The organism is Arthrobacter nitrophenolicus (assembly GCF_045833485.1).
In the GTDB taxonomy this organism is placed as follows: Bacteria; Actinomycetota; Actinomycetes; order Actinomycetales; family Micrococcaceae; genus Arthrobacter; species Arthrobacter nitrophenolicus.
Genome location: NZ_CP174504.1, coordinates 1268306 through 1285064, shown reverse-complemented (window position 1 = coordinate 1285064; position 16759 = coordinate 1268306). Strand labels below are relative to the sequence as shown.

Annotated in this window: 19 protein-coding genes and 1 riboswitch; of the genes, 9 read left to right on the top strand and 10 right to left on the bottom strand. The window is 69.1% G+C overall.

Annotation, left to right across the window (positions count from 1 at the left end):
• Nucleotides 1-73 precede the first annotated feature (73 nt).
• Complete coding sequence (locus tag ACJJV6_RS06070) at nt 74-1963, top strand: DEAD/DEAH box helicase (protein WP_133347728.1); 1890 nt, start codon at nt 74-76, stop codon at nt 1961-1963.
• 55 nt (nt 1964-2018) lie between these two features.
• On the opposite strand, the gene ACJJV6_RS06065 is transcribed toward ACJJV6_RS06070, so the two are convergent.
• From ACJJV6_RS06065 to ACJJV6_RS06035, 7 genes are all read right to left on the bottom strand, one after another.
• Nucleotides 2019-2669 (bottom strand): MBL fold metallo-hydrolase, encoded by a 651-nt coding sequence (locus ACJJV6_RS06065; RefSeq protein WP_407710158.1) that lies wholly within the window; start codon nt 2667-2669, stop codon nt 2019-2021.
• Nucleotides 2670-2705: 36 nt separating this feature from the next.
• On the bottom strand, nt 2706-3698 hold the full coding sequence (locus tag ACJJV6_RS06060) for an aldo/keto reductase (protein ID WP_407710157.1): 993 nt from the start codon (nt 3696-3698) through the stop codon (nt 2706-2708).
• A gap of 29 nt (nt 3699-3727) precedes the next feature.
• On the bottom strand, nt 3728-4354 hold the full coding sequence (locus tag ACJJV6_RS06055; protein WP_407710156.1) for a nucleoside/nucleotide kinase family protein: 627 nt from the start codon (nt 4352-4354) through the stop codon (nt 3728-3730).
• 46 nt (nt 4355-4400) lie between these two features.
• Complete coding sequence (locus ACJJV6_RS06050; protein WP_407710471.1) at nt 4401-4790, bottom strand: DMT family transporter; 390 nt, start codon at nt 4788-4790, stop codon at nt 4401-4403.
• Nucleotides 4790-5113: a multidrug efflux SMR transporter gene (locus ACJJV6_RS06045; protein WP_009359585.1), complete on the bottom strand. Its 324-nt coding sequence runs from the start codon at nt 5111-5113 to the stop codon at nt 4790-4792. Before ACJJV6_RS06045 ends, ACJJV6_RS06050 begins: the two co-directional genes overlap by 1 nt.
• 9 nt (nt 5114-5122) lie before the next feature.
• Nucleotides 5123-5188, bottom strand: a riboswitch (guanidine-III (ykkC-III) riboswitch).
• An 88-nt stretch (nt 5189-5276) separates the two neighbouring features.
• A complete protein-coding gene (locus ACJJV6_RS06040) occupies nt 5277-5807 on the bottom strand; it encodes a ferritin (RefSeq protein ID WP_009359586.1) in 531 nt (176 codons plus the stop codon).
• Nucleotides 5808-5916: 109 nt separating this feature from the next.
• Entirely contained in the window at nt 5917-6501 is a 585-nt protein-coding gene (locus ACJJV6_RS06035) for a HutD family protein (protein WP_407710155.1), read from the bottom strand.
• A gap of 107 nt (nt 6502-6608) precedes the next feature.
• On the opposite strand from ACJJV6_RS06035, the gene ACJJV6_RS06030 reads away from it, so the two are divergent.
• Together ACJJV6_RS06030 and ACJJV6_RS06025 are read left to right on the top strand one after the other, a co-directional pair.
• Entirely contained in the window at nt 6609-7220 is a 612-nt protein-coding gene (locus tag ACJJV6_RS06030; RefSeq protein ID WP_407710154.1) for a phosphoribosylanthranilate isomerase, read from the top strand.
• A gap of 112 nt (nt 7221-7332) precedes the next feature.
• Nucleotides 7333-7734, top strand: a complete 402-nt coding sequence (locus ACJJV6_RS06025; protein ID WP_009359589.1) for a YccF domain-containing protein — start codon at nt 7333-7335, stop codon at nt 7732-7734.
• Nucleotides 7735-7748: 14 nt separating this feature from the next.
• Here ACJJV6_RS06025 and ACJJV6_RS06020 read toward each other — a convergent pair whose 3' ends face one another.
• Together ACJJV6_RS06020 and ACJJV6_RS06015 are read right to left on the bottom strand one after the other, a co-directional pair.
• Nucleotides 7749-8591: a 2-phosphosulfolactate phosphatase gene (locus ACJJV6_RS06020; protein WP_407710153.1), complete on the bottom strand. Its 843-nt coding sequence runs from the start codon at nt 8589-8591 to the stop codon at nt 7749-7751.
• Nucleotides 8588-9457, bottom strand: a complete 870-nt coding sequence (locus ACJJV6_RS06015) for a DUF4031 domain-containing protein (protein WP_407710152.1) — start codon at nt 9455-9457, stop codon at nt 8588-8590. The genes ACJJV6_RS06020 and ACJJV6_RS06015 overlap by 4 nt, the downstream gene beginning before the upstream one ends.
• 119 nt (nt 9458-9576) lie before the next feature.
• On the opposite strand from ACJJV6_RS06015, the gene ACJJV6_RS06010 reads away from it, so the two are divergent.
• The 5 genes from ACJJV6_RS06010 (at nt 9577) to clpB (ending at nt 15444) form a co-directional block, all read left to right on the top strand.
• The gene (locus ACJJV6_RS06010) at nt 9577-9987 is read left to right on the top strand and encodes a molybdopterin-binding protein (protein WP_407710151.1); all 411 of its coding nucleotides are present in this window, start codon (nt 9577-9579) and stop codon (nt 9985-9987) included.
• On the top strand, nt 9984-10781 hold the full coding sequence (gene modA, locus ACJJV6_RS06005; RefSeq protein WP_407710150.1) for a molybdate ABC transporter substrate-binding protein: 798 nt from the start codon (nt 9984-9986) through the stop codon (nt 10779-10781). Before ACJJV6_RS06010 ends, modA begins: the two co-directional genes overlap by 4 nt.
• Nucleotides 10778-11626, top strand: a complete 849-nt coding sequence (locus ACJJV6_RS06000; RefSeq protein ID WP_407710149.1) for an ABC transporter permease — start codon at nt 10778-10780, stop codon at nt 11624-11626. The genes modA and ACJJV6_RS06000 overlap by 4 nt, the downstream gene beginning before the upstream one ends.
• Nucleotides 11623-12681 (top strand): sulfate/molybdate ABC transporter ATP-binding protein, encoded by a 1059-nt coding sequence (locus tag ACJJV6_RS05995; protein WP_407710148.1) that lies wholly within the window; start codon nt 11623-11625, stop codon nt 12679-12681. Before ACJJV6_RS06000 ends, ACJJV6_RS05995 begins: the two co-directional genes overlap by 4 nt.
• A 123-nt stretch (nt 12682-12804) precedes the next feature.
• Nucleotides 12805-15444 carry an ATP-dependent chaperone ClpB gene (gene clpB / locus ACJJV6_RS05990; protein WP_407710147.1) on the top strand — a complete coding sequence of 880 codons (2640 nt, stop codon included), beginning with the start codon at nt 12805-12807 and terminating at the stop codon, nt 15442-15444.
• Nucleotides 15445-15507: 63 nt separating this feature from the next.
• Here clpB and ACJJV6_RS05985 read toward each other — a convergent pair whose 3' ends face one another.
• Entirely contained in the window at nt 15508-16227 is a 720-nt protein-coding gene (locus tag ACJJV6_RS05985; RefSeq protein ID WP_407710146.1) for a septum formation family protein, read from the bottom strand.
• Between the two features lie 274 nt (nt 16228-16501).
• On the opposite strand from ACJJV6_RS05985, the gene ACJJV6_RS05980 reads away from it, so the two are divergent.
• Nucleotides 16502-16735, top strand: a complete 234-nt coding sequence (locus ACJJV6_RS05980; protein WP_009359485.1) for a DUF3073 domain-containing protein — start codon at nt 16502-16504, stop codon at nt 16733-16735.
• Nucleotides 16736-16759: the final 24 nt, after the last annotated feature.

The following is a 16759-nucleotide window of genomic DNA, read 5'->3' as shown; positions in this document are numbered from 1 at the left end:
TCGGCGAAACCCCTGGGCCAACCGGCGCCGGGGGCCGATATCCGTACGGATACCGCCTGAAAGACCTTTGACTTTGACTACTTTTGCTGCCCTCGGCACGCCCAAAGCCCTTGCCGATACCCTTGCCGCGCAGGGAATCGAATCCCCGTTCCCCATCCAGGTGAAGACCCTGCCTGACACGCTGGCCGGACGCGACGTCCTGGGCCGCGGCCGCACCGGCTCCGGCAAGACCATCGCCTTCGCCATTCCGCTGGTGGCCCGCCTGGCCGAACGCGAAGCGCCGTACTTCCGCAAGCCCGGCCGCCCCATGGGCCTGGTCCTGGCGCCCACGCGTGAACTGGCGACCCAGATCAACGCCACCATCGAACCGCTGGCCAAGGCCGCAGGCCTGAACACCACGGTGATCTACGGCGGCATCTCCCAGGCCCGCCAGGAGAAGGCGCTGCGCGCCGGCGTCGATATCGTCATCGCCTGCCCCGGCCGCCTGGAGGACCTGATCCGCCAGCGCATCCTCACGCTCGAAGCCGTGGAGATCACCGTCCTGGACGAGGCCGACCACATGGCCGACCTCGGCTTCCTGCCCGTGGTCAAGAAGCTGATGGACATGACCCCCAGCCAGGGCCAGCGCCTGCTCTTCTCCGCCACCCTGGACAACGGCGTGGACAAGATCGTCCAGCGCTACCTGTCCAACCCGCTGACCCACTCCGTGGACGATCCGCAGGCAGCGGTGACCACCATGGAGCACCACGTCCTGGTGGTGAACGACCAGACCGTCAAGAAGCAGCTGATCGTGGAGCTCGCGTCCGGTGCCGGCCGCCGGGTCCTCTTCATGCGGACCAAGCACCACGCCCGCAAGCTCGCCAAGACCCTGACCGACGCCGGGATCCCCGCCGTGGACCTGCACGGCAACCTGTCGCAGAACGCCCGTGACCGCAACCTGGCCGAGTTCTCCTCCGGCGAGGTGCGCGTGCTGGTGGCCACCGACGTCGCTGCCCGCGGCGTGCACGTGGACGACGTCGAACTGGTGATCCACGTTGATCCGCCCACCGAACACAAGGCCTACCTGCACCGCTCGGGCCGTACCGCCCGAGCCGGTTCCGACGGCACCGTGGTCACGCTGACCCTCCCGGAACAGCAGACCGATGTCAAGAAGCTGATGAAGGCCGCAGGCGTGGACGTGAGCTTCGAACGCGTCACGGCCAGCTCGCCCATCGTCGCCGAGCTGGTGGGCGAGATGGCGGACAAGGTTGATCCCCGCACCCGCGCCGCACTGCTGGCAGCCAAGGCCCAGAAGCAGGGCGGCGGCACCTCCACCGGAGCCAACGCCGAACGCAAGCGCGCCCGCCGCCAGGCAGCCCCCACCGCGGGAGGCCGCGGCGGACGTGGCGGCCGCGGCAAGGTCTCGGCCGAGCCCGCCCGCACCGACGTTCCCCGCGCCGAGCGCCGCGCCGCCACCTTCGAAGGCCGCACCGAGGCACGCGCCGCTGCCGACTTCGTCCGCGAGCAGAACGAGGACCGCGCCATTGCCGCTGCGGCTGCACGGCGTAACGCCCGCGGCCGCGGCACCACCGGCAGCACGCACCGCAACGACGTTCCCGCCGCAGGCGGCCGCGCAGCAGCCGGCCGGGGTTCCGACGGACGCAGCGCCGAAGGCCGCACGGACTCACGCATCACCCGCAGCGACGCCCCCCGCGGCGGCACGGGACGCCCCGCTTCCGGCGGGCAGCGCTCCGGACGTCCGGCCACCGGCCAGCGCGCGGCTGCAGGTGCCGGCCGCTCAGGCGGACAGCGCTCCGGCGCGGGTGCGTCCAACGCGGGCGGCAGCAAGGCTGTCTGGTCCTCGAACACCGGCGGAACGTCCGGCGGCTCCTACGCCGGCAACGGCGGCGGTTCAGGCCGTCCCGCCCGCAGCGGTCCCCGCCGTGCTTCGGCTCCGGCGTCGAACGAACGCCGCGGCCGCTAGCAGTAAGTAGGTTTCGACAGGCTCAACCACCGGTGGTTGAGCCTGTCGAAACCCTTCACCAGCCCCGGGCGCGCCACTCCTCCAGGTGTGGCCGCTCGGCGCCGAGCGTCGTCGGCTTTCCGTGGCCGGGATGCACGACGGCGGCATCCGGGTAGGTGCCGAACAGCCGCTCCGTCACGTCGGACAGCAGCTGGTTGAACCGCTCGGGATCCTTCTGCGTGTTGCCCACGCCGCCGGGAAAAAGCGAGTCGCCGGAGAAGATGTGGACCGGGCCTTCCGGGTCCTGGTACACAAAGGCGATCGAGCCCGGCGTGTGTCCGCGAAGATGGACAGCCGTGAGCTCGAACCCGTCCACGCCAACCCTGTCGCCGTGCCCAAGGCGGCGGTCCACCGGAACGGGCAGCGCCTCGGCGTCGTCAGCCCCTGCGGCGGTGGGCGCGCCGGTCGCCTCAACCAGTTCCTTGAGCGCCCGCACATGGTCCCAGTGCTGGTGGGTGGTGGCGATCAGCGCAAGGCTGGGCGCGGCGGAGGTGTCCGAAGCCCCGTCCGCCAGCAGCTGCCGGATGGCGGGCGCATCGTCGGCCGCGTCGATCAGCACCTGTTCACCGCTGGCCTTGGCGGTCAGCAGGTACACGTTGTTGTCCATGTCGCTGACGGAGACGCGGCGGATGGTCAGGGCCGGCAGGTCGTGAAGAAGTGAGTCCATGGGCTTCAGTCTAGGGACCGCAGCCCGCGGGATGGGCTACTCCCGGCCCTGGGACACCCAGGTGGGATCGGCTGAGCGGGAGCCGACGACGGCGTCCGAGGCCTGGCCCAGCGCGTCCAGTTGGGCGGGGCTGAGGTCCAAGGCGAGGGCGCCCAGGTTCTCGTCGATCCGGTCCCGCTTGCGGGTGCCCGGGATGGGGACCACGGGAAGGCCCAGCCGCCTGCCCTGCGCCAGCAGCCAGGCCAGGGCAACCTGCGCCGGCGTTGCACCCAGCTCATCGGCCACCGCCCGGACGGCGGCCACCACTGCCTGGTTCGCCGCTGCGGCGTCCGGGGCAAACCGGGGGATGTTGCGGCGGAAATCGTTGTCCCCCAGGCTCGCGGCGTCCACCGTGCCGGTGAGGAATCCCCGGCCCAGCGGCGAGTACGGCACGAACCCCACCCCCAGGGCGGCGGCGGCAGGAACAACGTTGCGTTCCACGTCGCGGCTCCAGATGGACCATTCACTCTGGACCGCCGCAATGGGGTGGACAGCAGAGGCTTCCTCCAATTCCTGCGCTGTCACTTCAGACAGGCCCAGGTGCCGGACCTTTCCCTGCTGCACAAGCTCCGCCATGGCCTCCACGGTTTCCACAATCGGAACGTGGAGGTTACGGCGGTGCATGTAGTAGAGGTCGATGACGTCGGTGCCCAGCCGCCGCAGGCTCCGGTCCACGGCCTCGCGGATGTAGGCGGCATCGTTCCGGACGTCCGTATAACCGCCGGCAGGACTCCCCACCAGCCCGAACTTGGTGGCCAGTTGGACCTCGCCGCGCCGCTCCCGGAGCAGGCGGCCAATTAATTCCTCGTTGCTGCCCCCGCCGTAGACGTCGGCGGTGTCGATGAAGCTGACACCGGCGTCCACGGCATGGTGCAGGGTCCGCAGCGCATCCGCAGGGTCCACCTCACCGTAGACGGGGGTCAGGGCCATGCCGCCGAAGCCAAGGGGACTGACGGACAGTCCGTCGCCGAGTTGTACTGCTGGTGCCATTCGTGGCCTCCTTGCTGGGTGGGAGCATTTCAGCTCCAGGGGATGATGCGGTCCGCGGCAGGCCGGGTGGCCTGGACCAGCCGGGCGTTGTTTTCGTCCGGTCCCGCCGCCCACGCCTCCGCGGCGGCCTGGTCCATTCCGAATGAGGCATGCCGAGCCGCCAGGCGGCGAAGCCGCAGTTCCTGCGGGGTGTCCACGAACCAGACCTCATCCAGCTGTGCCCGGACCTCCTTCCACGGCTCCTGCTCGGCTAGCAGGTAGTTCCCCTCCGTGATAACCAGGGGTATCTCGGCGGGGACGGCGATGGAAGCGGCTACCGGTTCGTCCAGGGTGCGCCGGAATTCCGGGGCGTACACCACCGGCTCGTCCCGGCGCGCCAGGCGCCGGAGCAGCGAAAGGTACCCGCCCGCGTCGAACGTGTCGATGGCGCCCTTCCGCTGCCGCAGCGGCGTCCCGTCGATAATGGCGTTGCCCAGGTGGAAGCCGTCCATGGGAACCACCACCGCCGTCGCCGGGCCGAACTGCTGCTGGATCCACTCGGCAAATGTGGATTTGCCCGAGCCCGGCGCGCCGGTGATGCCCAGGATGGTGCGCGCGCCGGGAACCAGGCGGCGCCGCAGGGCATCCATAGCCTGGCTGATCTCGGGGGAGTCCATGGCAAAAGCCTAGACTGCCCGGGCCTCTAGACCGCCCCGGCCTGCATCAGCGGCGGGCGGGCCCGGCAGGTTCCGGGGCCTGCTCGGCGGCGGGCGCCTGCTTCCGGGCCGGGAGCAGCTTCAAACCGGCGGCACAGGCCACGATGCCGGCGATGAACAGCACCTTGGGCGCGCTGAAGGGTTCCACGCCGGTCGCCATCGCCCAGCCCACAGTCAGTGCGGCACCAATACCCACCCAGATGGCGTAGGCGGTGCCCAGCGGGATGCTGCGGATCGCCATGCCCAGGCCCAGCATGCTCAGGGCGGCGGTGACGATGAATACCAGGGTGGGCAGGGGCCTCGTGAACCCGTCGGAGAGGCCCAGGGCGGTTGCCCAGACAGCTTCGAGGACTGCAGAGGCCAGGAGCACCAGCCAAGGAACGGAACGCTTCAGCATCACGCCACCACCTTCAGGCCAACCACGCACGCGGCGATGCCGGACAGCAGGAGCAGGCGCGCCGCCGTCGGGCGTTCCACCTTGGTGGCGATGGCGTACGCCGACGTCAGGACCACGCCGACCCCCACCCAGACGGCGTAGGCGGTGCCGGTGGGGATGGTCTGCATGGCAATGGCCAGGCCGGCGGTGCTGGCCGCGACGGAGACCACGAACAGGAGGGACGGTGCGATCCGGCGGCGGCCTGTTGCCTGGAACGCGCGGTGCAGGGCTGCGGCCCAGACGGCTTCAAGGGCCCCGGAGAGAAGGAGAATTAGCCACGACATGACAGATCCTTTGGCCAGTCTTGTCGCGTGCCGGGTACTGAACCGTCGTCCGGAGGCTCGGGTGCGGAGCCTTGGTTTCCAGCGTAGCAACGCACGACGGCGGCTGGCCACGTTGGTGGCCAACCTCACCAGCCGCGTGCCGGTACCTAGTTGGGATGGGGGGTTAGAGCGCGCCGCCTGCGGCTTCGGGGGCAGCGGTGTCGCGGCCGCCGTCGCCGATGGTCTCGCGGGCAATGAAGTTCTCGATATCGAAGAGGTTGTCCGCCCGCTCCGCGATGTTCAGCAGCGTGGTCATGGACGCCACCTCCTCCACCTGCTCTTTGAGGAACCACAGCATGAACTGCTCGCCCAGGGCGTCGTTCTCGCTGCGGGCAGCCCGGAACAGGTCCTCGATGTTGCGGGTGACTTCCTTTTCCTGGTTCAGGGCAAGGGCCAGCGGCTCGGTGACTTTGGAGAAGTCGTTGCGGACGGCCGGGACACCCGGGATGGTGAAGGGGATGTCGCGGTCCAGCATGTACTGCACCATCATCATGGCGTGGTTCCGTTCCTCCACCGACTGGCGGTAGAAGTACTTGGCCAGCTGCGGAAGGTCCTGGTTGGCGAACCAGGTGGCCACGGCAATGTACTGCTGCGATGCGGTGAACTCATTGGCGATCTGGGTGGACAGGAGCGCGTTGAACGTTGTTCTGGTCATAGCCTGAGTCTAGGGACGGCGGCCACCGGTAACCAGTGTGGAAAGGCTCGTCTTCCCAAGGCGAGGCTGGCCTATCCAGCAGCGCGGATCAACCCAAGATCAGCCCGGATCAGTCTTCGACCGGGTCGATGGACACCACGGCCAGGAACCCCCGGCCCAGGATCTCCGGAGTGCTGCTGTCCGAGCCCATCACGGCGTCGTACCGGTCCAGCGCCACCGGTTCGTCGGATGCGTCGGCCACCGTGGCCTGGCCCTGGAGCAGGACGCCCAGCTGCCCGTCCCACAGGGGCTTGGACCGCTTTTTGGAGAGCTCGATGATGGACGTGTACGCCTTGTACGCCCCGGCCCGCGTGATGACGTTGAGGTTCCGGATATCGCCGGTGGGCAGGGCACCCGCGGTGGCCGCCCCGCCGTCGAACCGGAAGGGCCGGTACTTTTCCACCGGATGCTCGGCGCCTCCAACGGTCAGCAGCAGCAGGTCCCCCTCGATCACGGTTAGTAGCCGCTCCATCCCCGGGAAGGGTGAGAAGTCGCCGGCCCTGGTGACGTCGGCGATGCTCACGCGCCAGTCCCAGGCTCCGCCCTGGCCGTCCTCCCCGCCGGCCGCCGAGTGCCTGCTGGCCAGCTGGCGCGTCACGCCGCCGCCGTTGCGCCACGGTTCGGCCTTAAGGTCTGCGAAGCGGATGATCTGCATCAGCCCAGCCTAGTTCCCCGGCTGTGCCTCCCGCCGTCGCGCGTCACAGCCTTCCCTGCTACTCTCCTCCGGGGGGTCATCACGAAAACAGCCTGAAGGAGCCGGGAATGTTCGTCAAAGTGTGTGGTCTCAGTACCCCGGAATCGGTCCGCGAAGCGGTTGATTCCGGAGCGGACGCCGTGGGTTTCGTGCTTACCGCCAGTCCGCGGGTTGTCTCGCCCCACCAGGTGTCCTCGCTCCTGGCGGAGGTCCCGGGCCGGGTCACCCCCATCGGCGTGTTCCGGCATGAGCCGGTCGCCGACGCCGTCGCCATCGCCCGCGCCGCCGGGCTGGAATGGGTCCAGTTGCACGGCGCCCGCACCCGGGAGGACATTGCCACGGTGCACGACGCCGGCATGAAGGTCATCAGGGCCGTCACCATGGATGCCACGCGGCACGAGATTGAAGACTGGGGCGAGGACCTGCTCCTGATCGATGCCGCCGTGCCGGGCTCCGGCGAAACCTGGGACTACGCCGCGATGGCCGAGGTGCCCGAGCTGCAGGGACGCAAGTGGCTGCTGGCCGGCGGACTTGACCCGGAGAACGTGGGCCAGGCAGCTGCGTCCGCCCAGGCGTGGGGCGTTGACGTGTCCTCCGGCGTGGAGGCATCCCGCGGGGTGAAGGACCTGGCCAAGATCCGCGCCTTCGTGCACGCCGCGAAGTCGGACGCCACGGTCTGACGCCGGACCCGAGACGCTTCCGGGGCCGGTGATTCCAGGGGCCGGTGATTTCAGGGTCCGGTCAGGGGCTTCCCCCACCATGGCGTGGCACCTGCCGGGGGACAATGGATGAATGAAGACGCTGCTCAACATCATCTGGCTGGTTTTCGGCGGCCTCTGGCTCGCCCTGGGATACTTCGTGGCCGGCGTGGTCTGCTGCCTGCTGATCATCACCATCCCGTGGGGCATCGCCTCCTTCCGGATTGCCGCCTACACACTGTGGCCTTTCGGCCGAACCGTGGTGGACAAGCCGGGCGGCGCGGGCATCTTCCCGATGTTGGGCAACGTCATCTGGCTGCTGGTTGCGGGCATCTGGATCGCCATCGGCCACGTGGTCACGGCCTTCGCCATGGCAGTGACCATCATCGGCATCCCGCTGGCCATCGCCAACCTGAAGCTCATTCCTGTCTCCCTGATGCCGCTGGGCAAGCAGATCGTGCCCACCAGCACGCCGTTCGTGAAGGCCTACCGGTAAACCCCAGGCCGCGGTCAGGGGCGCGGGCTGGCGGGTCCAGCGGTAGACCGGAACGCGCCGTCCACGAGGATGGCGACGGCATCGCTGTCGTCCAGTTCGGCGGCGATGTCCACGTCCCCGCCATAGCCGGCGCCGGCAAGTTCCCGTCCGCTGGAACAGCCGTTCAGCATTTCGCGGAGGTCCGGCTCGGCGGCTTCGAAGACGGCCATGGCCAGTTCCGCTTCCGGCGCGTAGCCGTGCCTGCCGTCCCGGCCCTCCGCCGCCTCGTAACCGCCCTTGCCGGAGGCTGCCAGGCCGGCGATGAAGGCGCCGGCCCCGATCTGGTCCTCGACGGCGGGGCGGAGGCTTCCGTCCGGCCAGCGTTCACCCGCGGCCACCACGGCAATCACGGCGTCCTCCGGAAGGTTCGCCGCCACCCAGTCGGCGGTGGCCGCCGCATTCCGCAGGCATACCGCGGCCACCAGCGGAACTTCCCGGGCCAGCGCATGGCACAGGGCTGAGCCATTGGGGGAGGGCAGGACCACGCGCCCCAAGCGTTCCGCCGCCCGGAAAGTGGCAGGGGACAGGCTGAGCCCGCCGCCGTCGCGGGGTCCCGCCAGCCGGGCCTGGTGGCGGGCTGCGAAGTCCTCCGCGCCGGTGTCCTTCCAGGGGTACGGAAACACCTCCGCGCCCCGGTCGAGGGCAACGCTGACGCACGTGCCGAAGGACAGGACATCCACCACCACGGCAAGGTCCGCCCCGTGCGCCACGGTCCTGGCGCCGTCGAGCCCCCACTCCATCCGTACCGTGTAGGGGAGCTGCCGGTGCGCGGCATTCGCGGAATGCACGTGCAGGGTCTTCGAAGAGGGGGCGTTCATACCAGTTCACCTTCCAGGTTCCGCTGCGCGGCATCCAGCCACAGCTCCTTCGCCCGGCCGGTGTGGAAGAGCGGGTCCAGTTCCAGCAGGCGGCGTACGACGGAGGCACGCCCGGCTGCGAAGTCGGCGTCGCCCACGTGGGCGTAGTCCTTCCTCACAGCTGCGAGGTAGCGGGCGTACTCGTCCGGGTCACCGCCAAGGACTGACAGGTCGGCGTCACACAGGAGGGCGCCGTCGCTGTCCCCTGCCTCGGGGCGATGGTCGCCGGTCAGCCGGACCAGCCGCGCCACCTCTGCCACGTCGGCGTCCGGCAGGCCCGCGTCGCTGAGGCGGTCCTCGGCGAGCCGGGCGGATTCCTCTTCATCCTGCAGGGGAATCCCCTGGTACACGGCGTCGTGGAACCAGGCGGCCAGGAGGACGGTGCGGGGCGGGTCGGCCGGCTCGGTGAGCAGGTCCAGGGATTCGAGCACCGAGAGCAGGTGCGTGCAGCCGTGGTAGTGGCGGTGCGGTTCGCTCCAGCGGTCCAGCAGGTCAAGGAACAGGGCGTCGTGGCCGGGCATGATGGCATCCCAGCGGAGCTGCAGCGGCATCTTGAGCGACTTGTTCCGCTGCCGGGCGGGGATCCGCAGGCCGCTGGAGATCAGCTTGCGGACCAGCATCCTGGCCTCGACGGGCATTGCACCGGCCGCCACCAGTTCATCGAAACGGCGTTCGGGAACGTCGTAGTGGTCGCCGTCGAAGGCCCGTTCAGGGATCCCCGCCGCCGCGGCGAAAGTGTGGAGTTCGGCCAGGGAGGTGTCCGAGACCAGATGGGAGAAGTGCGTGCCGTGTGCAGGCCATAGCGGCGGGTCGATGTAAATGGCCATGCAGGAAGTCTAGTAGTGCCGGGCGGGGTGCCCAGCGGCGGACCGAGGCGGGCAGTCATAAGTCGAAAAAGCGGAGGAAAGGAATGAATAGTTCCGCAAATGCGCCCTATAGTGGGCGAGTGACCATCATCCGCGTCTCCGAGGCCGCGCGCTTCCTCGGTGTCAGTGACGACACCGTGCGCCGCTGGACCGACAACGGTTCCCTCACCCCGCTGCGGGACGACGCGGGCCGGCTCGCCGTCGACGGGCTTGAGCTTGCCCGCCATGCCCGGAAGCTGGCGCAGCTGCCGGACGATCCGCACCGGACAGGCAGCTCGGCCCGGAACAGGTTCATCGGCCTGGTGACGGACATCAAGGCGGACAAGGTCATGGCCCAGGTGGAGCTGCAGTGCGGCCCGTTCCGGGTGGTGTCCCTGATGAGCAGCGAGGCCGTCCGGGAGCTGGGGCTGGAGCCGGGGTCCATTGCCACCGCCGTGGTGAAGGCCACTAACGTGATTATCGAAACCCCGCAGGGGAAGGGCGCGCTGTGAGGCGGCAGGCCGGCGTCGTGCTTGCCGCCCTTGTCCTGGCAGCCGGGGTCCTGGCAGCCGGGCTCGCCGGCTGCTCCGGGGGCAGCGCCGCTCCCGGCCACTCCACCGGAGGAGCCGGCGGGACCCTGACCGTCTTCGCTGCCGCCTCGCTGAAATCCAGCTTCACCGAACTGGCCGGGATGTTCGAGGCGCAGAACCCCGGTACCGACGTCACCCTGAGTTTCGCCGGCTCGTCGGACCTGGCCACGCAGATCAGCCAGGGCGCACCCGCGGACGTCTTCGCCTCGGCGGACACCAGGAACATGGACAAGCTGCGGAACGCCGGGCTGCTCGACGGCGACCCGCAGGTCTTCGCCACCAACACCCTCGCCATCGCTGTCCCGCCCGGCAACCCTGCCCGCATCCGCTCCTTTGCCGACCTTTCCAGGACAGGCACACGGCTCGTCACCTGCGCCGTTCAGGTGCCGTGCGGTGCAGTGGCAGCCGCGGTGGCGGAACAGCAGGGGGCGGACCTGCAGCCGGTCAGCGAGGAAAACTCCGTCACCGACGTGCTGGGCAAGGTGGTGTCCGGAGAGGCTGATGCCGGCCTGGTCTATACGACGGACATCCGTTCCGCCGGTGACAAGGTGGAAAGCGTCCCGTTCCCCGAAGCGGCGGGGATGGTGAACAGCTATCCGGTCGCCGCAATGGCCGGCGGGAACACCACAGCCGCGCGCGCGTTCGTGGACCTGGTGGCCGGCCCCGAAGGCCGGCATGTGCTGGAACGGGCCGGTTTCGGGGCCGGCACCCCGTGACGCGGACGGCCTATACAGGCGTGCCCCGCTGGCTCTACGTCCTGGCAGTCCTGGCAGCCCTGGTCATTGTCCTTCCCCTGCTCGCCATCGTCAGCCGGGTCAACTGGGGCAATTTCCTGCCGCTGGTCACCTCGGAATCCGCCGTCACAGCGCTGGGACTCAGCCTTCGCACCTCGGCAGCGAGCACTGTGCTGTGCATCGTGCTCGGCGTTCCGCTGGCCCTTGTCCTGGCGCGCGGACGTTTTCCCTTGCTGGGCCTGCTGCGCTCGCTGGTGCTGCTGCCGCTGGTGCTGCCGCCCGTCGTCGGAGGCATCGCACTGCTGTACACGTTCGGCCGGCAGGGCCTGCTGGGCGGGACACTGGACGTGCTCGGACTCCAGGTCGCCTTCTCCACCACGGCGGTGGTCCTGGCCCAGACGTTCGTGGCGCTGCCGTTCCTGGTGGTCAGCCTGGAAGGGGCGCTGCGGACTGGGGGGCAGAAGTACGAGGCCGTGGCGGCCACGCTCGGCGCGCCGCCCGGCGTTGTTTTCCGCCGCGTCACGCTGCCGCTGATGCTGCCCGGCCTGGCGTCCGGCGCGGTGCTGTCCTTTGCCCGCAGCCTGGGCGAGTTCGGGGCCACCCTCACGTTTGCCGGCAGCCTGCAGGGGGTCACCCGGACCTTGCCGCTGGAAATCTACCTGCAGCGGGAGACGGACCCGGATGCCGCCCTCGCGCTGTCACTGGTCCTGGTGGCGGTGGCTGTGGCCGTGGTGGCACTCGCCTACCGGCGCCCCCGCAGCAGCGCCCGGCAGGCTTCGGGTGAACGGACGACGGCGGCCGCCCCGGCGGGAGGGGTTCTGCCGTGACGTTCTCCTACCACGCAGCCGTGGCTGAGCGGGGCTTCGACGTGGCCCTGGACGTGGCACCGGGCGAAACGCTCGCGGTCATGGGCCCGAACGGGGCGGGCAAGTCCACCCTGCTGTCCACCATCGCCGGCCTGCTCAAGCCGGACACCGGCCGCGCGCACCTCGATGGCCGCGCGCTCTTCCACCTGGACGGCACCACCCGCCGGTGGGCCCCGCCGCACAGCCGGGGTGCCGCCCTCCTGGCACAGGAAGCCCTGCTGTTTCCGCACCTCACTGCCCTGGAGAACGTGGCCTTCGGGCCGCGGAGCAGGGGGGCCTCCCGGCGGACAGCCGAGGGCGAGGCCCGGCGCTGGCTGGCGGAAGTGGAGGCAGCGGACCTGGCCGGGCGGCGTCCGGCCGAGCTCTCCGGCGGGCAGGCGCAGCGGGTGGCGGTGGCACGCGCGCTCGCCGCCGATCCCGCCCTCCTCCTGCTGGACGAACCGCTGGCGGCGCTGGACATCCACTCAGCCCCGATGCTGCGCCGCCTGCTCAAACGCGTGCTCGCCGGCCGGCAGGCCATCATCGTCACGCACGATGTGCTGGACGCGCTGATGCTCGCGGACCGGGTGGCCATCCTGGAGGGTGGCCGCATCGTGGAGGTAGGCCCCACCCGGCAGGTGCTCGAACGGCCCCGGAGTTCCTTCGCCGCCGGCCTGGCCGGGCTGAACTTCGTGCCGGGCACGCTGACGGCCAACGGGGTCAGGACCAGCCAGGGGCGGGAGGTTTACGGGCACCTGGAGGATGCCGGCCAGGTGCGGGCGGCGGGCCGGCCCGGCGTGGCGGTGTTTCCGCCGTCGGCCGTGTCGGTGTTCGTGACCGACGCGCACGGCAGCCCCCGCAACTCCTTCGCCGTCGCCATCACGGACCTGGAGCCCCACGGCGACCAGATCCGGGTCCGGGCGGGCGGGATGGCGGCGGACATCACCCCGGCGGCCTCGGCCGACCTGGGGCTGGTTCCCGGCATGACGGTGCATTTCGTGGTCAAGTCCGCCGAGGTGTCCGTCTACGAGGCATGACCGGGGGGACTTCCGGCTCTGGACAGGGGTTTCGCCGTGGGCAAACATGGCTAGTGAATCAGTCGTCACAAAGTTGAGCGTAGTAGACTCAACTTAGGAAAACTGCCCTGAAAGGAGCTCTCTTTGGACGTCAAATTCACCACCAAGAGCCAGGAGGCTCTTTCGGCTGCGGCCATGAACGCCTCCACGGCCGGCAACCCGCAGGTGGAGCCCGCGCACCTGCTCAAGGCGCTGATGGACCAGCGTGAAGGCGTTGCCGTTGCGCTGCTGCGCGCCACCGGCGCCGAGCCGGACGCGGTCAGCGTCCAGGCCAGCAGCGCCATCAAGGCACTGCCCGCCACGTCCGGCGGTTCCAGCCAGCAGGCGCAGCTCTCCCGTCCCGCGCTGCAGGCCATCCAGAACGCCAAGGAGGAAGCCGACCGGCTGGGCGACACCTTCGTCTCCACCGAGGTCCTCCTCCTGGGCCTTGCGGGCGGAAACGATGCAGCGGCGCGGGTGCTGCGCGACGCCGGCGCCTCCCGCGAAGCACTGCTCGCCGCCCTGCCGGGTGTCCGCGGTGACCGCAAGGTGGACAGCCCGGACCCGGAGAATACCTTCCAGGCCCTTGAGAAGTACGGCGCGGACCTCACTGCCATGGCCCGTGCCGGCAAACTGGACCCGGTAATCGGCCGTGACTCCGAAATCCGGCGCGTGGTCCAGGTCCTGAGCCGCCGCACCAAGAACAACCCGGTACTCATCGGTGAACCGGGTGTGGGCAAGACGGCCGTGGTGGAAGGGCTGGCGCAGCGGATGGTGGCGGGCGACGTCCCGGAAAGCCTGCGCGGCAAGACGCTGATCTCGCTGGACCTTGGTTCCATGGTTGCCGGCGCAAAGTACCGCGGCGAATTCGAAGAGCGGCTGAAGGCCGTCCTTGAGGAGATCAAGGGCTCCGAAGGGCAGATTGTCACCTTTATCGACGAGATCCATACCGTTGTGGGCGCCGGTGCCACCGGCGATTCCTCGATGGACGCGGGCAACATGCTTAAGCCCATGCTGGCCCGCGGCGAGCTGCGGCTGATCGGTGCCACCACCCTGGATGAGTACCGCGAAAACATCGAGAAGGACGCGGCGCTCGAACGCCGGTTCCAGCAGGTCTATGTTGGCGAGCCCAGCGTGGAGGACACCATCGGCATCCTCCGCGGCCTGAAGGAACGCTACGAGGCGCACCACAAGGTGTCCATCGCGGACTCTGCCCTGGTGGCCGCCGCGACGTTGTCCAACCGCTACATCTCGGGCCGGCAGCTGCCGGACAAGGCCATCGACCTGGTGGACGAGGCCGCGTCCCGGCTGCGGATGGAGATCGACTCCGCTCCGGAGGAAATCGACCAGCTCCAGCGCCTGGTGGACCGGCTCACTATGGAGGAGCTGGCCCTGCAGGACGAGAAGGACGAGGCGTCGGTGGAGCGGCTGGCAGCCCTTCGCGCGGACAAGGCGGACAAGGAAGAGGAGCTCAACGGGCTGAAAGCCCGCTGGGAGGCAGAGAAGGCGGGCCTCAACCGGGTGGGCGACCTGAAGGCCAAGCTGGACGAGCTGCGGTCCGCCGCGGACAAGGCCCAGCGCGAAGGCGACCTGGAAACTGCTTCCCGGATCCTCTACGGCGAGATCCCTGCGCTGGAACGCGAGCTGAACATGGCTGCGGAAGCCGAAGCCGCCGTCACCGACAAATCCTCACAAATGGTGGCCGAGGAAGTGACGGCCGAGGACATCGCCGAGGTGATCTCCGCCTGGACCGGCATCCCCGCTGGCCGCATGCTGCAGGGCGAAAGCCAGAAGCTGCTGCACATGGAGGAGGAGCTGGGCAGGCGGCTGATCGGCCAGGCCAAGGCCGTTGCGGCGGTGTCTGATGCCGTCCGGCGTGCCCGGGCCGGCATCAGCGACCCCAACCGGCCCACCGGCTCGTTCCTCTTCCTGGGTCCCACCGGCGTCGGCAAGACCGAACTGGCCAAGGCCCTGGCTGACTTCCTGTTCGACGACGAACGCGCCATGGTGCGCATCGACATGTCCGAGTACGGCGAGAAGCACTCCGTGGCACGGCTTGTGGGCGCGCCTCCGGGCTACATCGGCTACGAGGAGGGCGGCCAGCTGACCGAGGCCGTGCGCCGCAGGCCGTACTCCGTGGTGCTGCTGGATGAGGTGGAGAAGGCCCACCCCGAAGTCTTCGACATCCTCCTGCAGGTGCTCGACGACGGCCGGCTCACCGACGGGCAGGGCCGCACCGTGGACTTCCGCAACGTCATCCTGGTGCTGACCTCCAACCTGGGCAGCCAGTTCCTGGTGGATCAGTCCCTGGATGCCGAAGCCAAGCGGAACGCCGTCATGGCCACCGTCAACGCGTCCTTCAAGCCGGAGTTCCTGAACCGGCTGGACGAGGTGGTGCTGTTCGACGCGCTCAGTGTGGAGGAACTCTCGCGGATCGTGGACCTGCATGTTGCCGAACTGGGGCGCCGCCTGCACGAACGCAGGCTGACCCTGGACGTCACCGACGCCGCCAAGGAATGGCTGGCCATCTCCGGCTTCGATCCCGCGTACGGCGCCCGTCCGCTCCGCCGGCTGGTGCAGCGCGAAATCGGCGACCGGCTGGCCAAGTCCATCCTGGCCGGGGATATCAGCGACGGCGACACCGTGCTGGTGGATACGGCGGACGCCGGGGAGCTTTCCAGCGACGACGTCGACGCCCTGACCGGTGCCCTGAGCTCGGGCCTGTCCGTGCGGCGGAAGGGCTAACGCCCCGCTGGCCCTGACGGGCCGGCCGAATATCAGCAGGCGTGCTGCCCTGGCGGTTTTCCGCTAGGGCAGCACGCTTGCGTTAATGACGTTGCCGCCGGGGGCCGAGACGTAGCAGTCCACCCTGCGGTCCCCGGAATCCCAGCTGGTGCTGCTCGGAAAGCTGCGCTGGAAGTTGAGCTGGTATTCGTTGGCGGCCGGGCCCAGCTTCGCCGCCTGGCACGCTTCCAGCGCCTTGGCCTTGAGCGCTTCGGCGCCGGGGTAAGCCTCGGAGTCCGGGTAGCGGAAAACGGCCACCAGCTGCGCGGAATGGGCCGTATCGCAGGGCACCATCCTGGAAGCCAGGGCCTCGGGGTCGAAGTCTGCAAAGCAGTCGCCCAACGCATATTCGCCAGGCTGCACGCCTTCACGCGGCAGGGGGAGCGGTGTTGCCCGCGGCGTGACGCTTGTCTCCAGGACGCCGGGATTGCCCCGGGCCTCTTCCGACCCCGCCCCCGAGTTCAGCCACATTGCGAGCCACACCAGGCCACCAACCACCGCCACGAGGACGACGCCGAACAGCACCTTCCACAGCGTCCGCTGCGTTCCCGGCCGCACCCTGCGGGACGGTGGCTGCTCAGGTTCGGGCAGTGGCCGGGACCACGTGACGGACGCCGGCGGCGGGGCCGGTGCCGGGTTTGGTCCGGCGGCAGGGTTCTGGGCGGCAGGGTTTTTGGCGGGCACCTTGGGGAGCCCGGCTGTGGGCGGCGAGGCGGGCTTCGGCGGGACGTCCTGGTGGTTCACGTGGGTGCATCCTCCTGCAGTCTGTCCGGGTGGGCAGCGGGTCAGCCATCCAGTTTCGGCAGTTGTTTAAGCGACTCTACCGAAGAAAAAAGCTGGAAACTCGGGGGCGCAGCGGGGGAATGGTAGCGCAGGGCACTGTAGGGGGCCCTGACTGGCAAGCAGGGGCCGCCGAAAGCATGTAATCTAGGTGTACGACAAATTGACCAAACATTCCGGGGCCTCACCATCGCCAAAGGTGACCACCTCCGGTCCAAGTACAAAAGGGGGTCACGCCATGGGGCGCGGCCGTCAAAAGGCAAAAGCTACCAAGCAGGCTCGGGATATAAAGTACTACTCCCCGAACACTGACTATTCGGCACTTCAGCGTGAGCTGACGGGCCCAAGCAGTCGTGCCACGAGCCATTACGCGAATGAGCCGGTTGAGCCGGACTATTCGGCGTATGTGGATAAGTACGCGGATGATTTGGAAGAAGACGACGACGAGGTAGACACCCGTCGCATCGGCTAGTTGTCGCAAGCTGCCAGGCCTACA

Excerpts from the sequence above, each read along its gene's own strand:
- ACJJV6_RS06065 (WP_407710158.1), bottom strand. The coding sequence starts at position 2,669 with ATGGACTCACTTCTTCACGACCTGCCGGCCCTGACCATCCGCCGCGTC.
- ACJJV6_RS06060 (WP_407710157.1), bottom strand. The coding sequence starts at position 3,698 with ATGGCACCAGCAGTACAACTCGGCGACGGACTGTCCGTCAGTCCCCTT.
- ACJJV6_RS06055 (WP_407710156.1), bottom strand. The coding sequence starts at position 4,354 with ATGGACTCCCCCGAGATCAGCCAGGCTATGGATGCCCTGCGGCGCCGC.
- ACJJV6_RS06050 (WP_407710471.1), bottom strand. The coding sequence starts at position 4,790 with ATGCTGAAGCGTTCCGTTCCTTGGCTGGTGCTCCTGGCCTCTGCAGTC.
- ACJJV6_RS06045 (WP_009359585.1), bottom strand. The coding sequence starts at position 5,113 with ATGTCGTGGCTAATTCTCCTTCTCTCCGGGGCCCTTGAAGCCGTCTGG.
- ACJJV6_RS06040 (WP_009359586.1), bottom strand. The coding sequence starts at position 5,807 with ATGACCAGAACAACGTTCAACGCGCTCCTGTCCACCCAGATCGCCAAT.
- ACJJV6_RS06035 (WP_407710155.1), bottom strand. The coding sequence starts at position 6,501 with ATGCAGATCATCCGCTTCGCAGACCTTAAGGCCGAACCGTGGCGCAAC.
- ACJJV6_RS06030 (WP_407710154.1), top strand. The coding sequence starts at position 6,609 with ATGTTCGTCAAAGTGTGTGGTCTCAGTACCCCGGAATCGGTCCGCGAA.
- ACJJV6_RS06025 (WP_009359589.1), top strand. The coding sequence starts at position 7,333 with ATGAAGACGCTGCTCAACATCATCTGGCTGGTTTTCGGCGGCCTCTGG.
- ACJJV6_RS06020 (WP_407710153.1), bottom strand. The coding sequence starts at position 8,591 with ATGAACGCCCCCTCTTCGAAGACCCTGCACGTGCATTCCGCGAATGCC.
- ACJJV6_RS06015 (WP_407710152.1), bottom strand. The coding sequence starts at position 9,457 with ATGGCCATTTACATCGACCCGCCGCTATGGCCTGCACACGGCACGCAC.
- ACJJV6_RS05980 (WP_009359485.1), top strand. The coding sequence starts at position 16,502 with ATGGGGCGCGGCCGTCAAAAGGCAAAAGCTACCAAGCAGGCTCGGGAT.